The organism is Pseudomonas sp. NA-150, from assembly GCF_044336365.1.
Classification (GTDB): Bacteria; Pseudomonadota; Gammaproteobacteria; order Pseudomonadales; family Pseudomonadaceae; genus Aquipseudomonas.
The window spans coordinates 5004036-5019462 of sequence record NZ_CP172305.1 but is presented as its reverse complement, the minus strand read 5'-3'; the positions used below and the strand labels follow the sequence as shown (position 1 = coordinate 5019462).

General features: G+C 56.1%; 13 protein-coding genes. 6 read left to right on the top strand and 7 right to left on the bottom strand.

What is annotated here, in order from left to right:
* Nucleotides 1–49: 49 nt before the first annotated feature.
* Complete coding sequence (locus ACF0H7_RS23665; protein ID WP_397449276.1) at nucleotides 50–2107, bottom strand: autotransporter outer membrane beta-barrel domain-containing protein; 2058 nt, start codon at nucleotides 2105–2107, stop codon at nucleotides 50–52.
* A 676-nt stretch (nucleotides 2108–2783) separates the two neighbouring features.
* Between ACF0H7_RS23665 and ACF0H7_RS23660 the strand changes: the two genes are divergently transcribed.
* The 6 genes from ACF0H7_RS23660 (at nucleotide 2784) to ACF0H7_RS23635 (ending at nucleotide 9782) form a co-directional block, all read left to right on the top strand.
* Nucleotides 2784–4817: a hypothetical protein gene (locus tag ACF0H7_RS23660; RefSeq protein WP_397449275.1), complete on the top strand. Its 2034-nt coding sequence runs from the start codon at nucleotides 2784–2786 to the stop codon at nucleotides 4815–4817.
* A gap of 84 nt (nucleotides 4818–4901) precedes the next feature.
* Nucleotides 4902–7322 (top strand): hypothetical protein, encoded by a 2421-nt coding sequence (locus ACF0H7_RS23655; protein WP_397449274.1) that lies wholly within the window; start codon nucleotides 4902–4904, stop codon nucleotides 7320–7322.
* Nucleotides 7249–8226: a hypothetical protein gene (locus ACF0H7_RS23650; RefSeq protein WP_397449273.1), complete on the top strand. Its 978-nt coding sequence runs from the start codon at nucleotides 7249–7251 to the stop codon at nucleotides 8224–8226. The genes ACF0H7_RS23655 and ACF0H7_RS23650 overlap by 74 nt, the downstream gene beginning before the upstream one ends.
* A 261-nt stretch (nucleotides 8227–8487) precedes the next feature.
* Nucleotides 8488–9183 carry a transposase gene (locus ACF0H7_RS23645; protein WP_397449272.1) on the top strand — a complete coding sequence of 232 codons (696 nt, stop codon included), beginning with the start codon at nucleotides 8488–8490 and terminating at the stop codon, nucleotides 9181–9183.
* A gap of 48 nt (nucleotides 9184–9231) precedes the next feature.
* On the top strand, nucleotides 9232–9453 hold the full coding sequence (locus tag ACF0H7_RS23640) for a type II toxin-antitoxin system HicA family toxin (RefSeq protein WP_397453998.1): 222 nt from the start codon (nucleotides 9232–9234) through the stop codon (nucleotides 9451–9453).
* Nucleotides 9450–9782, top strand: coding sequence for a type II toxin-antitoxin system HicB family antitoxin (locus ACF0H7_RS23635; protein ID WP_397449271.1), 333 nt, complete (start codon nucleotides 9450–9452; stop codon nucleotides 9780–9782). Before ACF0H7_RS23640 ends, ACF0H7_RS23635 begins: the two co-directional genes overlap by 4 nt.
* A 128-nt stretch (nucleotides 9783–9910) precedes the next feature.
* Here ACF0H7_RS23635 and ACF0H7_RS23630 read toward each other — a convergent pair whose 3' ends face one another.
* From ACF0H7_RS23630 to ACF0H7_RS23605, 6 genes are all read right to left on the bottom strand, one after another.
* On the bottom strand, nucleotides 9911–10564 hold the full coding sequence (locus tag ACF0H7_RS23630) for an HAD family hydrolase (protein WP_397449270.1): 654 nt from the start codon (nucleotides 10562–10564) through the stop codon (nucleotides 9911–9913).
* A 158-nt stretch (nucleotides 10565–10722) separates the two neighbouring features.
* Entirely contained in the window at nucleotides 10723–11712 is a 990-nt protein-coding gene (locus ACF0H7_RS23625; protein ID WP_397449269.1) for an ABC transporter ATP-binding protein, read from the bottom strand.
* Nucleotides 11709–12509 carry an ABC transporter permease gene (locus tag ACF0H7_RS23620; protein ID WP_397449268.1) on the bottom strand — a complete coding sequence of 267 codons (801 nt, stop codon included), beginning with the start codon at nucleotides 12507–12509 and terminating at the stop codon, nucleotides 11709–11711. Before ACF0H7_RS23620 ends, ACF0H7_RS23625 begins: the two co-directional genes overlap by 4 nt.
* Entirely contained in the window at nucleotides 12496–13338 is an 843-nt protein-coding gene (locus ACF0H7_RS23615; protein ID WP_397449267.1) for an ABC transporter permease, read from the bottom strand. Before ACF0H7_RS23615 ends, ACF0H7_RS23620 begins: the two co-directional genes overlap by 14 nt.
* The gene (locus ACF0H7_RS23610; protein WP_397449266.1) at nucleotides 13335–14141 is read right to left on the bottom strand and encodes an alkaline phosphatase family protein; all 807 of its coding nucleotides are present in this window, start codon (nucleotides 14139–14141) and stop codon (nucleotides 13335–13337) included. Before ACF0H7_RS23610 ends, ACF0H7_RS23615 begins: the two co-directional genes overlap by 4 nt.
* Nucleotides 14142–14258: 117 nt before the next feature.
* On the bottom strand, nucleotides 14259–15326 hold the full coding sequence (locus tag ACF0H7_RS23605; RefSeq protein WP_397449265.1) for an ABC transporter substrate-binding protein: 1068 nt from the start codon (nucleotides 15324–15326) through the stop codon (nucleotides 14259–14261).
* Between the last annotated feature and the right edge of the window lie 101 nt (nucleotides 15327–15427).

Sequence of the window (15427 nt, the reverse complement as noted above, 5' to 3'; positions counted from 1 at the left end):
GAAACAGAATGCTAAAAAACTCTTTGATGCGTGCAGTGGTCACACTCGATTACCACGAGTAGCGCAATCCCACGTTCACACCCCAAGGTTGTTCGATGTGATCACCATTGCTGTAGTCTAAATCCGCGTGCACTTGCAGCACGTCAGTCAATTGAGCCGCGACACCCGTACCCAGTTTGCCGCGAGTGCCTGACAGGTCGTCGTTAAAGGATGTACCGTTGACGCTCACCCTGTTGCTCTTGGCAAACTCTTGAGCCACGGCAACTTTGACGTAGGGCTGGATAAACCCGCCTTTGGCCAACGGATAGGTTCGACCCACGTGGGTGCCGATTTCCCCCAGCAGCGACTTGGCATCATTGCTGTCAGCGTCAAGCCCGTTGTCCAGTTGGAAATCCTTGCCCTCAACCCACAGCACTGAAGCCTGGGCATACGGTTCGACAAACCAGCGGTCAGCCAGTTCGATGTGTTTGCCGCCCTCCACTGAAACCCCCATGCCGTAGTTGCTGTAACTGCCTTTGCTTTTTTGCCCATCGTCCATCTGTGCATCGGCACTGTTATGGAAGCGGTTGATCTTTGCCACCGCATCGAGGTAATACCCGGAGGTCGACAGCCATGTGCTGTAGAGCCCAAGGTAATAGCTGTCGACATCACCGGAAGAGCCGCGTTGTATGTCCAGGTCAGAATGGCTGTAACCGCCCATCACACCGATCAGCCATTGCCCGTCGGCGCTAGGCAAAGGTGTGTCGACACCGAAGGAAACGCCGCCCTGTGTTTGCGAATAAGCGCTGCTATCTGCCGGTGACACGTTGAATTTATTGCCGTACGTACGAGCCCATGCACCACCTTGATCATGGCCATAGCGCAGTTCCCCCATGCGGCTGCGCAAAGTGGCCAGCTCGCCGTACCACACGGTGGGGGCGGCACCGGCCAGGTCGATCACGGTCTCAGTGCTCGGAGTGGGGATTGGGTCACCGTTATCGTCCCGCGCCTGCACCAGAAACCAGTCTGTACCGCGTTGCTCCAGGTTGTAGGTAAAGGTCCCGGCATCTACCACACCGCCGACCACCGAGAACGCTGCATCGCCACTTCCGGTGTGCACCACCTGCTGGGCATGATCTTCCTTCGGAGGCTCGGTGCCGGTGTTTTCTATCAGCAACTGATGATTGCCGGTGGCGTTACCTGTGACGTTGAGCAGGTCGCTTTGATGTGCTGCCAGATCGGTGCCCAATTCAAAGGTGCCGGTCCCGGTCAGACTCCCTGCTGTCAGGGTATGAAACCCGGCATTGGCGGCGTGCAGGTTCACCGTGCCGCCACTCAGCGCCAGACTATTTACGTTCGAGTCATCCAGCATGTTCCAGCGCGAAGTACTGTCGATGCTGACGTCATTGACGTTGGTCATGTCGCCGGTGAGGCTAGCATCGTTGCGTAACGTGATGTTGGCTGTGGAGCCGGCCACCACCTGCACGTTACCGGTCAGCGTGCTGTTATCGGCGGTAAAGTTCACGGTAGTCGGCCGGTCTACGGTGGACAGTTCGCCCACTTCCAGAATCGTGCCGTTGCCACCGCTCAACGTCGAGCCGTTCTGCACCACAATGGTGGCGTTGGTTTGTCGACCATTGGCCGTACTGACCAAAATGGCGCTGCCTGTCGTGCCAATCAGCGATGAGTGATCCACCGTCAGTTGATCCGGGCTCAGGCCTCTGAGGTCTGTCGCCAACACCGCACCGCGATTACTGCCGGTCACGGTGCTGTCTTGCAGCGTCACAATGCCGTCTAACATTGCAAGGCCAACCCCATCCGCTACGACACCTCCGGAGCCCGAACCGGTACCTGTGACCTGCGTATTCACCAGCGTGAGTACGCTTGGCCCGTTGATATTGACGCCACGGCCGAAGCCGGAAATGGTCGACTTGGTAACCGTCGCCGTCGAGCCGGGGCCCCCCAGGGCGTCGTTTACACTCAGGCCGATATCGGTAGTAGAGATGATCGTTGCGTTGTTCACGGTTGCCGTACTGTTGCGAAGAAACAGGCCTCTGGGCGTATCGAGACTTCCAGGGCTACTGCCGTCGACGGTGCCACCGTCGATAATCACCGTCGAGTTATTCAATGTGATGATGCCAAGTGTCTTCCCGCCGGGGTTGACGATGAGCGTAGCGTCATTCAGCGAATAGCTATTGAACGGTGGGCCCGGGTTTACGATAGTCGTTGAACCCGGCGCCAAATCGATTGCCCAGCATTGAACGGTCATCAACACGGGCAGCGCGAGACTCAATGAAAGCTGAATTCGGCGAACGGATAAGCAATTCCTTTTCACAATGACGCCTCCTGTGGATCGCGGCATGGCCGTCGGCGCTCAACTTGCTGTTGAGATCAATGAGTGACAGGCGATTACCCCAGTCCTTTTTTAAATGATCGAATACGCGGCCGTTGAAACCGTTGCGGTGCGCCTGAACTTAAATAGCAAACAGTCATATAAGTAAGTCCGATTTTGTGCAGTGTCAAGCGTAGGTTGTGCGGGGTCTGGTTTTTAAATTAGTAAAGTAATAGGTATAAATATTAGAGCCATTCGCTATAAGCTAAATTAATTTTTTTTCAAAATGATGGTTATTCCAAATGGAAATAAACCGGCTTTAACATGTTGATTTTGTTGAGCGACTGTTTTGGGTCGAGCGGCAAGGCAATGCCGTTCGACTTTTTGTCTTTCCGAATATTGGTAAACGCCATCAGAGGAGGCTAATACTCAGCATTGCAGTACAGGGAGAAACATCAACGAGGATCCAGCCATGACGCAATTTCCCGTTTACAAAACCAAGGTAGCCCGTAATTCGCATAAAGCAGCGCCGCGTGCATTAAATCCGGCCGTTGTTGTCGGGGCAAAGCCTGACGGTACGATTCCCATAAGCCTGCTCGTCGCTCCACTCGTCACCGTCCAATACAGTACAGATATGATTGTAGGCTCCGATATAATACTGCACTGGGACAACGAACTACTAGGCCAGGGGTTTGGCGTGATTCGTATAGTGGGCCCGAATGATAATCCGTTGACCACCTATAATTTTGAAATCGATATCGCCAAGTTCGCCCCTCCTGAAACCTACAGCGAACATTACGTTGAGTATAGCGTGGGTGATTTGGCCAGCGGTACGGGCGTATTTTCCGGATTTCGGATCCCCGTTAAATTCGACCGGATTATGCCCGGTGGGCGTGATAACCTCGCTCCCTTGCGCTTTACGCCCGATCAGTTGCTGGGCATTACACCCGCCAAACTCAATGCAAATGGCGAGCTGGAGGTGTCTCTAGCCCCTTGGTTCGACATGAGAGCGGGGGATATTCTTACACCCTGGATCGGGGCTTCCGATACTATCTCCGCCGGTACCTTTCTTCCACCCCAGCCCGAAATAACGGACCTGGACGTAGGCAGAGATGTTCTGGTCAAATTCCCTCGTTCCTATATGGAAAACCTGGGTAATCGCGTGCAGTGGTTTGGCTACAAGCTGAAGGACAGGGCGGACAATGAAACGACGGAAGCCCAGATGACGTTGGTCCGTGTTCCCGTGCTGCTGACGAATGTACCTGGTAATTTATTGTCGCCCGTTGTGCCTGCCTATGTTGACCATAATCTGGTGACCGACACCGACGCGCGGGATCTTAAAGTCCATATCATGGCCTATGATAACGCTGACCCTAATGACGAAATCGTTTGTACGTGGGGCGGTGTCAAAATGCCCGGGGCGTTTGTAGGTAATATACCCATCCCTCCGCCTACACCCCCTACACCGTTAGTCGAGCTTACCCTGCCTTATCCGTTGATATTAACGGCAGCGCATGTGGACCCTGTTTTGAGTCTCAGTTACGTCGTGGAAATTAACGGTACCGTAGCGGCGGGCCCGGCAGCTACGACGGTGGCGGTCGACCTCACTACTCCTGGCGGCATCGTCGATCCTAATCCGAGTACACCCGAGCATGAAGACCTGGGGCCATTAGTTGTCGTCAGTGACAGTGGTAACGGGACGGGGCCGGACAATACAATTCCGGCCGGAGACTTCACCAAGCCGGCAAAAATCACCATTCCATTCCTGGGTGTCATATCTAACTTGCCAATTTGGCAAATAGGGGACCATGTGGCAGTTAACTGGGCACCGAATGTAACATTGACTGGGCCCGATATAACCGTCGTTAATCAGGATTATGAGTTATTTATCTCTGCAGCAAATATTGCCGCAGGGTTGGTCGGTCTCAAAGAGGTCACCTTTATCCTGACGCGTGATCTGGATAACGAAACCCCACCCAATGTTGGGCGTGCAACATCCGGCATTACCCCAGTCCGGGTACAGTCCAGTGCCGACTTGCCTAACGACGGAAATGATCTTGGGGAGGTAACGTTCGACGAGGCTATAGTGGTCAATCCTTATATTTATCCTGTCGTCCAGCGTGCCGCGGGTATTGACGGAGGAGGCACGACTATTCAGGTGCCTGTAAATTTTCCCAATGTAGTAGTGGGGGACACTATAGACCTCAGGTTCATCGGTTTAGGGCCAGACCTTCTCGACGATCCAGCAGCGCCCGAGATGCCGGCAACCTTGGTTAACATCACCAATCAAAGCATTTCCGCGGACGATATTAACATTCGAGGTTACAAGGTCCTGACGCTGACAACGGAACAACTGTTGAAAGTATGCCGGACGTGTTCCAAAACGACCTACACCATCACCAATAGTGCAGGGCCGACACCCAGTGTCGAGACTTTCGTAAACATTGCCATGCGACATATAGATCCGGGCATTCTTTGTCTTTTCCCAATTCCAACCATCCCATAGATGGCCTACAGATAGCCCCTGTTTGGATGTCAGGGGCCTTTTTTGAGTTGATGTGACACCTAAACACGATCAAGGAAGAACCCCATGAACATCTCCACCATGCCAGCAATATCTCGAAATCCCGGCGTCTTCGTTTTGAGGGATTTCAGCATTCCCGTCATCGACAACAGCGGCGCGCCCAAGGTCGGCCTTGGGTATCGCGACTTGCTACCCGATCCCGCGTTAAGAGTGGTGCTGCTTGCCGCTTTTGACCGCACGTTCAGCATCGGCAATCTGGTCGAGTTGTTCTGGGACGGTCGGCGGGTGCAGGATTTTCCGCTGGATCAAAACCATTACGACAACCGCTTGATCAGCTTTCGGGTAAACCCGGCAGACATCATTCGCCCTGGCCAATTGGAATACACCTCGACGGTCTACTACAGCATCACTGATCAGCTCAGTGGCACCAGCGATCGCTCGAACGATCAATCGGTTTTGATCAAACTCACCGTGCCCGGTGATCCGGATCCGGACTCCAGCACCCCTTGGAACGACAACTTGCGGGTGGCCTATGTAGTACCACCGCTGATCCAGCCGCCCGTTGTGAATTTGACCCTGACCATCGACCCGTGGCTCAACATGAGCGAAGGCGATGTGTTGACCCTGTACTGGGGCGGTTATATGTATGCAGTGAGCAATCCACCATTGCCCGCGCCGCCGGTGGGCGGCAACTACCCGCCGCAAACCATCACCGTTCCCGCGACCTTGATCGAGCAGGCCAAAGACCGGGAAAACCTGCGGGTCGAGTATTTCATCCGTGACAAGGTCGCCAACTGGTCGATGTATTCCGAGGCCGCTCTGACCAACGTCAGGATCGACCCTAACGCGCCCGACGCGCCCATCTTCAACGACGCCGATGCGAACGAAATCATCGATCTGGCCCTGCTCAACGGCAAGACGGTCGATGTGCAGGTAAGCGCCTACCCGGGTATCGAAGTGGGTGATGAGATCACCCTGCTGTGGGAGGGCAAAACGGCGGAAGGCGGTGATGTGACCAACCCGATACTACCGCCCAAACCGGTGATACGTACCAACATTGGTCCACTGTTCAACGTACCCAACCAGGCAGCGGCTGACATTCCAGGCGGGGTGGCCAGCGCGTGGTACGTCGTCGACCCTATAGACGGCAGTGCGAACCGCACCTCAAGACCGGCCACCGCCTTTATCAAAGGCGACGCTTTGCGGCTGACGGAGCCGGTCCTTGACGAAGCTCAGGGCGACAGAGTCGACCCGGATGACGTCAACACCGATGCGCATGTCACCATCGAGCCTTACTCCGGCAAAGGCTTCGGTGACGTGGTGCACCTGAAGTGGGAAGGCCTGTTCGCCGATGGTTTCACACCGCTGACCTACTACGCCAGATACGACGTGGGACTTAACGAGGAGACCGTACCCACCTCGTTCCTGGTGCCCAAATCGAACCTGTCACCGCTGATCAACGGCACGTTGACGCTGAGTTATTACGTGGTATTTCGTTCGCAGGACACCAAGGACTCGAGGCCAGTGACCTATCAGGTGCGCAACGCCAACAGCGCCTTGTTGCCCAAACCGACGATGGACAACGCCCCGGGCGATGTTCTCGACCCGGACCAGTTCGACCGCACCGTGGTGCACGTCAATGGCCTCGCAGCCGCCCTGAGAACAAACGACATCGTCAACACTCACTGGATCGGAACGCCCGGTACGGGCAGCGACAACCGCGCGTTTCTGGTGCTCACAAACAACCAGAACATCGACTGGCCGATCAACCCGCCGCTGGTGGAGAGCAACCGCAATCGGGACGTGGTGGCGCGGTATGAAGTTGAGCGGATTGTCGGTGGGCCGATTGAACGGTCGGAGGTGCGGACAGTCAGTATCAAGGCTCCGGTTGACCTCAATTTCCCTAAACCTAGAGTGATTGAAGCCCTCAATGACATCCTCAACCCCATGGATGGAGAGCAAGGCGTCACGCTGCTGGTGAAATACGACGGTATGCTCACCAGTGATGTCATTGGCATTTCTTGGGATGGCAAGACTTACCCCGAACAAAACGGCAGTGCCAGTGGCGAGGTTACGTTCAATATTTTGTCAGCCGATGTCGGGGCATCGATCGGGCGGATCATTTCAGCGCTTTATGCGGTAGTGCGCCCAGGGGGCCCTTATCTCTCGGAAGAACTGGAGCTGCAGGTTCAAATGATTCCGCAGGCTGCACTAGAAGGCCCGAAAATCACTCAGGCGCCCGATGACATCCTCGATGTGAGTGCCCTGACCGCCGACGCCAATCTGAGCGTCCGGCCTTGGCCGTTCATTGGGGCGGGACAGCGGATCTGGTTGCGTTTTGAAGGGACCAAGGCAGATGGCAGTGCGCATAACTGGCTGCATCCGACGTGGCAAGACCTGGAGCTGGTCTCGCATGCCAACCACCACGGTGGCCCTGAGTCAGCTCAGGCAGCTCAGGGATGGCTCGGGGTTGCGGCTGATTTTTGAGGTGTCGTTTGATGGTGGGGCGACCATGCTTGAGTTTCCGCAGCGGTTGGTGGCGATCAGGGCGCCGATACCACTGGTTCTGACAGCCCCTGATGTAATAGAAGCCGACCCTATTTCTCTGATCATTAATATGATTAAGCCGATAACCGCTGCCACCGTTGTGGTTCCGCACTATCAAGGCATGCGTGTGAACGACAAAGTCACCATGATATGGGAGGGTACAGCAGGAGCGGGCTCGGTTTCCCAAACCAAATCGGTTCTTACCTTGGGGCCAGTATCATTTACGGTCAGCTTTAACACGATTGTGGCCAATGCAGGCTCGTATGTGAGTATCTATTACCAGGTAGAGTCTGCTGTGAGTAAGACCACGGCGTTGCCTGAGTCTGCGCGTTTACGGATTCAAGTAGAAAATCCAGCAACGCTTGGGACGGGGATCAGTTTTGACTCCGGAGCCACTTCTTATTATCAATTCAGCGGCTTGCCGGCACGAGTTAATGTGCCTTCCGGTGCGGCAGTTGGAACTGTTCTCGTGAGCGCTGTTGGCGGGAACAGTGCGCAAGCGACGGTTTTCTGTCCTACCGATCATAGACACCAAAGAATTAATATGATCGCCTCTCAGCCCAGTGTGGGAAGTATAACGTTTGCGACGAATGTGAAGGGGGTTGGTATGCGCTTTTATTATGATAATGTTGCGCGGTATTTACCGTCTGGGCCTGATTTAATTGTGTCTGCTAACAAATACAATAATCACAATACGTTTGTGAGGTTGGAATTCGTTAAAGTTGGTGCGGTCGTATCAGGAACTGTTCGCGCGGGAGTGCTGGCGAATTGGGAGCTCGGGCAGAATCGTTTTTTCTTTATGGGAATGCAGTTGATGAGTGCTGTTGAGTTTGTTGTGCAGTAAACAGAAAGCGAAAACGAGAAAAAACGGGGACGGATTTATTTATCGGAGAAAAAACGGGGGCGGATTTATTTATCGAGAAAAAACGGGGACCACACAAAAACGGGGACGCACAAAAACGGGGGCGGATTTATTTATCAAATCAATCCGTCTCCTTTCTTCAACCAGTAAGATACAAAATAAAATAAATTCGTACCCGTAAAAATAGAACGCATCTCTCCGCCCTAGCTACGCTGATTGACTCCAGCCAAATGAGGATCTGCGATGCCAAGGAAGGCGCGTGTCGTATTGCCAGGATATCCCCATCACGTGGTTCAACGCGGGCATAATCGCCAAGTGGTATTTGCCCATGAGGATGACTTCACGCGTTATTTGAACGATTTGCGTGAATTGAAGGAGGCATTAGGTGTCAAGGTTTATGCCTACTGCCTTATGACCAATCATGTCCATCTCCTTCTCGCGCCCCAATCATCTTCAGGATTGGGTGAATTGATGAAGGCGCTGGCCGCGCGCATGACGCGTTATCGCAATAAGCTTGAACACCGCTCAGGAACGTTATGGGAGAGTCGTTACAAATCAAGTCTCGTGCAGTCGGACAGTTATTTACTGGCATGCAGTCGATATATCGAGCTCAATCCTGTGCGAGCGCGGATGGTTGAACACGCGGGCGATTACCCTTGGTCAAGTTTTAATCTAAGGTTTACCTCAAAACCGGAGGCCGATTGGCTGGACACTGATCCTGCCTTCGAAGCGCTCGGATCAAATCGGGATAGCCGTCACCAGCGCTACCAAACCTTCATCGAACAAGCGGTATCTCCAGACGAACTGAAGATCATTCGCAATGCGCTGCAACGCGGACAGTTAACGGGGACAGAGCGATTCGTTACCGAGGTTGAAAGTATCATCGGGCGCAGGATCGAAAGCCGTTCGCAAGGGCGACCTCGGTCCGACGATGGATGATTTCAGATAAATAAATCCGTCCCCATAAATCGCAATACGTCCCCATAAATCCGTTCGAAGCTCGTACCGAGCACCCTGGAGTGGGCGCGCGTTGGGTCGCTTTTCACAGCTTTAGGTGCGCGCACCGTTGAAGGCAATGGATCACGCGTCCGCTTTGAGCTCAATGGAGTCGTAGCGACCTTCCATCGTCCGCACCCGGATAAAGAGGCCAAGCCTTATCAGGTCCGGGACGCACGTGCGTTCCTCGAACAAGCAGGAGTGGCCCCATGAACGTCATGAGTTACAAAGGTTATGCAGCCCGCATCGAATACAGTGATGAAGACGCCTTGCTGATCGGCCATATCGCCGGGATTCGCGACGTAATTGGTTTCCACGGGGAATCAGTGGCCGAATTACGAGCGGCGTTCGAAGAGGCAGTCAACGATTACCTCGACACCTGCGCGAAGCTCGGACGTGAGCCTCAGAAGGCCTACTCTGGAAAGTTGAGCCTGCGTCTGGAGCCTGCGCTACACGCAACCATCGCGTCTAAAGCCGAGTTGGCGCACAAAAGCATCAATCAATGGGTGAGTGATCTTCTGGGGCGCGAGGCCAGGATGTAGAGTCAATGGGTTGGCGAATGATTTGACGCAGTGTTGCAGATGCGCTGATTCCGTAGCAGCCCGGCTTGCCGGCGTCGGCATCGGTAAAATCGCCATCGCCGGCAAGCCGGACTGCTACGGGATACGTGTTACTTCCAGTTATGCACCGGCCACCCGGCCTGTTCCGCCTGTTCGCGCAGCGCAGCATCCGGGTTGACCACATGCGGGTAATCAACCTTTTTCAACAACGGCAAATCATTACGCGAGTCGGAATAGAAACTCGCGCCTTCCAGGTTTTCGCCTTCAGCATCCAGCCATTCCATCAAGCGGGTGATTTTGCCTTCGCGGTAGGTCAGCACGCCGACGGTGGCGCCGCTGTAGTGGCCGTTGATCACCTGCGGATCGATGCCCAGCACTTCGTCGATGCCGATGCGGGCGGCGATGGCCTGGACCAGGAAGGTGGCGGAGGCGGAGATCACCAGGATGCGGTCGCCGTCGGCGCGGTGCTTGGCGATGGCGGTGCAGGCGTCGCTGTAGATGATCGGTTCGATAAAGTCTTCGACCCACGGCTCGACCAGATGCTCGACTTCTTCCGGGGTGCGCCCGGCGATGGGTTCGAGGCTGAAGGTCATGTAGTCTTCCATGGCCAGTTTGCCGGCGCTGTAGGCGGCCATCAGTTCGTCGTTCTTGCGCATGAACGACTCAGGGTCGACCCAGCCGAGGCGGCCCATTTGCTCGCTCCACAGGCTAGCGCAGTCGCCGCCGATCAGGGTTTCGTCCAGGTCGAAAATTGCTAAAGCCATTACTGCTTTCCTCTAAAAAATTTCTTCGCGACGCTTACTCTGTAGGAGCGAACTTGTTCGCGAGGCGGTATACCTGATACACCGCATCAAGCCCCTCGCCAACAAGTTGGCTCCTACACAGCCTGTACAGACCACCGCACCATCGTGGGCGTGGTGTATCAGGCTACCTCACACAACGCCGACGCTTCGATGTTCAGGGTGACGCGTCGGCCGTTGGGGTGCAAGTCTCCGGCGGAGCGGTTGAGCACGTCGACCACCAGTTCCACGCCACGCGCTTCGACCCGGTAGCGAATCACATTGCCCAATAAGCTGTGGCTGCGCACTTCACCGTCGAGTTCGCCGGTCAGGCTCAATTGGATCGCTTCCGGGCGAATGGCGATACGGCCTTTGATCGGACGTTGCATCAGGCGGCTGGCGCTGTCGGCATCCAGCAGGTTGTAGTTGCCGATGAAGCCAGCGGCGAATACGTCGACCGGTGCCGTATACAGCGTTTCGGCGTCGCCGCTTTGCACGATCCGGCCCTGATTCATCAGGAAGATTCGGTCAGACATGGTCAGGGCCTCTTCCTGATCGTGGGTCACGAAGATGGTGGTCAGGCCTAGCTCTTGTTGAATGGCGCGGATCTGTTCGCGCAGGTGTTTGCGAATCCGAGCATCGAGTGCCGACAGCGGTTCATCCAAAAGCAACAAGCGCGGCTGAGTGACCAGTGAACGGGCCAGGGCCACACGCTGGCACTGGCCACCGGACATCTGATGCGGGTAGCGATTGGCGAAGTCGGTGAGCTCCACCAGGCGCAGGATTTCCGCCACGCGTTTGCGGCTGTCATCGGCGTTGACCTTCTGCATGCGCAGGCCGAAGGCGACGTTCTGCTCAACGTTCATGTTGGGGAACAGTGCATAGCTCTGGAACACCATGCCGATCCCGCGCTTCTGCGGCGATACCGGCACTAGGTCAACGCCGTCCAGCAGAATCTGGCCGCTGGTGACCGAGGTCAGGCCAGCGATGCAACGGAGCAAGGTCGACTTGCCGCAGCCGGACGGGCCGAGCAGGGTGACGAACTCGCCTTTGTTGATCACGCAGTTGATGTCACTGAAGACCGCAGTGCTGGCGTAGTTTTTTTGCAGGTGTTCAACGCTGACGAAGCTCATTGGCTTTTGTCCTTGTTCAGTAGATTGGCGACCCAGGTCAGCACGAGGACGAACATGAAGTAGGAAATCACCAGCGCACTGGTGAAGTGGCCGCTGCTGTTGCGCATGTTGTTCAGGTAAACCTGCAGGGTTTCGTAGCGGGTGCCGACCAGAATGTTGGCGAACACGAACTCACCGAACAGGAAGGAGAACGACAGCAGCAGGGCGATCATCAGGCCTTTGCGCAGGTTCGGCAGCACCACCAGCAATGCCGCTTGCCAGACGCTGGCGCCGAGCAGTTGCGAGGCGTCCATCAGGTCCGTCAGATTAATCGCTTGCAAGTTGTTGGTGATCGCCCGGTACATGAACGGCAGGGCCACGGTGAAGTAGCAACCGATCAGAATCCATGGCGTCCCGACCATCGCGAACGGTCCTGAGCCGTACAACTGCAATAGCCCTACAGACGACACCACCGGTGGCACGGCGAAGGGCAGCAGGATCAGCACGTTCATCAGCGCGTCGAGCTTGGGAAAGTGGTAATGCACCACGAACAGCAGCGGTAGGATCAGCACCACCGAGAGGATCAACGAGCCGACACACACCAACAGCGATTGGCCGAAGGCATGGAGGAAACGCGGGTCACTCCACAGCTGCGTGTACCACTGGATCGTGAAGCCGCTGGGCAGAATGGTCGCCGACCAACTGCTGGCAATCGAGTAGACAAAGGTGCCTGCCAACGGCAGCAACAGAATCGCAAACAGCAGGTACACCACTGCCTTGTGGTAGAGGCCGGCAGGACCGGTTTCAGCGCGAGACATGGTAGCTCCTCTTCAACAGCCATTGGTGGACGATGGTCACCAGGGTCATCAGGCCCACCAGAATCACCGCCAGCGCGCTGGCCATGTTCGGGTCGAGGCTGATGTCGCCCGAGACCATCGCGGCGATTCGGATTGGCAGCACGTTGAAGTTGCCGGTGGTCAGCGCATACACCGTGGCGTAGGCGCCGAGGGCGTTGGCCAGCAGGATCACGAAGGTGCCGATCAACGCAGGCGTCAGCACCGGCAAACCGATGTGGCGCCAGTATTGCCAGCCATCGGCACCGAGCAGAGAGGCCGACTCACGCCAGTCTTCGCGCAGGGCGTCGAACGCCGGATAGAGCAGCAGCACACCCAACGGAATCTGGAAGTAGGTGTAGAGGATGATCAGCCCGGTTTCCGAATACAGGTTGAAGTCCTGAATCACCCCGGCCTGTTTCAGCATGATGGTGAAGGTGCCGTTGAAGCCCAGCAGGATGATGAAGGCAAAGGCCAGCGGCACCCCGGCGAAGTTGCTGGTCATGTTGGCGAAGGCGTTGACGAAGTTGCGCAGCCGCGAGTCGACCTGGCGCAGGGAGTAGGCGCCGAGGATCGAAATGACGATGCCGAATACGCTGGACCAGAAGCTGATTTCCAGGCTGTGGCCGATGGCTTGCAGATAGAAACGCGAGGTGAACACTTCGACGAAATTGGACAGGCCCCAACCGTTGTCTTCCGATTGCAGGCTGTTGACCAGCACCCACACCAGCGGCGCGATCTGAAACACGATGAAAAATATCGCGAAGGGCAGCAACCAGAGTGCCGCCAGCCATTTGCCTCGGACTGAACTCACTTCAACAACTCCCTGCATACAGGCTTGTCGTGGGGCACGCCGAGCAATTCGCAGACCGTGCCGCACAGCTCGGTCTGTTTCGGTTGGGCGTGGGCATCGAAACTGAAGGCGTCGCCGAGGACGAACAGCGGTACTTCGCGTTCCTCCGGCAGCAGGCCGTTGTGCGAGCGGTCGTTGTTCATGCCGTGGTCGGCGGTCACCAGCACTTGATAGCCAGCGTCGAGCCAGCCTTGCAGGTAATCGGCGAGGATGATGTCGGCCGAACGCGCGCTGTTGCGGTATTGCGGGGTGTCGAGGCCGTGCTTGTGCCCGGCGTCGTCGATGTTCATCGGGTGCACCAACAGAAAGTTCGGCGAGTGGCGCAGCCGCAGGGCTTCGGCGTCGGCAAACAGGTGCGAATCGGGGTAGTGATCGACCCAATAGAAGTGACCGTGCTGGATCGGCAGGTCGCTGTCGTCGGTGTGACGGTCACGGGCGGCGATAAACGGCGAACGGTTGTACAGCTCGCTGACCCAGTGATAGGCCGCAGCGGCGGTGCTGAGACCGGCTGCGCGGGCATAGTGGAAAATGCTGCTCTGATTCGACAGGCGCGATACGTGGTTGTGCACGATGCCACTGTCGATGGGTTTGACCCCGGTGAGGAGGCATTCATAGAGCGGTCTGGACAGTGCCGGCAGCTCGCACTCCAGTTTGTACAGCGCGGCGCGTCCTGCGCCTGCGTAGGCCTGAAGGTGCCCCATGGCATGCTGGGCGACCTGGTAACTCAGGCCATCGAGCACCACCAGGATGACGTTGTGTTTCATGGGTAGGACTCCGGGGACCGTATCGAAAACACCACACTGTAGGAGCGGGCTTGCCCGCGATAGCGATATATCTGACACATCACTATCGCGGGCAAGCCCACTCCTACAGGGTGTGGATTACTTCATTTCTACGATGACAGTCTCGTTCCACTTCTTAGGCAGGGCCTTGGAAGTTTTTTCCCATGCATCCGCATCTTTGACCGGCGTTACATGCTTGTACTGCTCATTCGGAATCAGCTTGGATTGCACGTCAGCCGGCAGCGACAGGTGATCGGCACGGATCGGACGGGCGTTGCCGCGCGCCAGGTTGATCTGGCCTGCATCGCTGAAGATGTATTCGCGCGCCAGTTTGGCGGCGTTCGGGTGCTTGGCGTATTTGTTGATGATGGTGGTGTAACCGGAAATCACCGAGCCGTCAGACGGGATCAGCACGACGTAGTCGTCCGGGTTGGTCATCTTGGCTTTGTAGCTCAGGCCGTTGAAGTCCCAAACGATACCGACTTCGATCTCGCCTTTTTCCATGGTGGCGATAGTGGTGTTGGCCAGGCCCAAGCGACCTTGCTTGGCGATGTCAGCGAACAAGTCGAGCGCAGGTTGAATGTTCTTCTCGTCACCACCGTTGGCCAGGGCAGCAGCCAGTACGCCGTTGGCGGCCTGGGCAGCGGTGCTCACGTCACCAATGGAAACCTTGTATTTACCGGACTTCAGGTCAGCCCACTTGGTAGGGACGTCGGAACCGTGCAGCAGCTTCTTGTTGACGATAAACGCAATGGTGCCGGTGTAGGCCAGTGCCCAGTGACCATCTTTGTCTTTAGCCCAGTCTGGAATCTGAGCCCAGGTGGTCGGCTTGTACGGCTGGGTCACGCCTTTTTTCTCGGCGATCGGGCCGAAGGCTGCACCCACGTCGCCGATGTCGGCGCTGGCGTTGTCTTTTTCCGCATCGAACTTGGCCACTTCCTGGGCCGAGCTCATGTCGGTGTCGATGTGCTTCAGGCCGTAGTTCTTGGCCAGGTCTTCCCAGGTGCCTTTCCAGTTGGCCCAGTCATCCGGCATGCCGACGCTGTTAACGGCACCTTCTGTCTTGGCTGCGGCTTCCAGGGTTTTCAAATCGGTATCAGCTGCCATGGCGGCTGTGCACAGGGCAATGGTCGAACCTAACAGTGATGCCAGGAAAAGATGTTTCATCCGAAGCTCCTTTGGGCGTTTTGAACGCTGCGTTTTTATCGACGTTATTGCGGTTTGGTTGGTCTAGGTCAGCAATACCTGAGCCAATCTAAGCCCGCAGG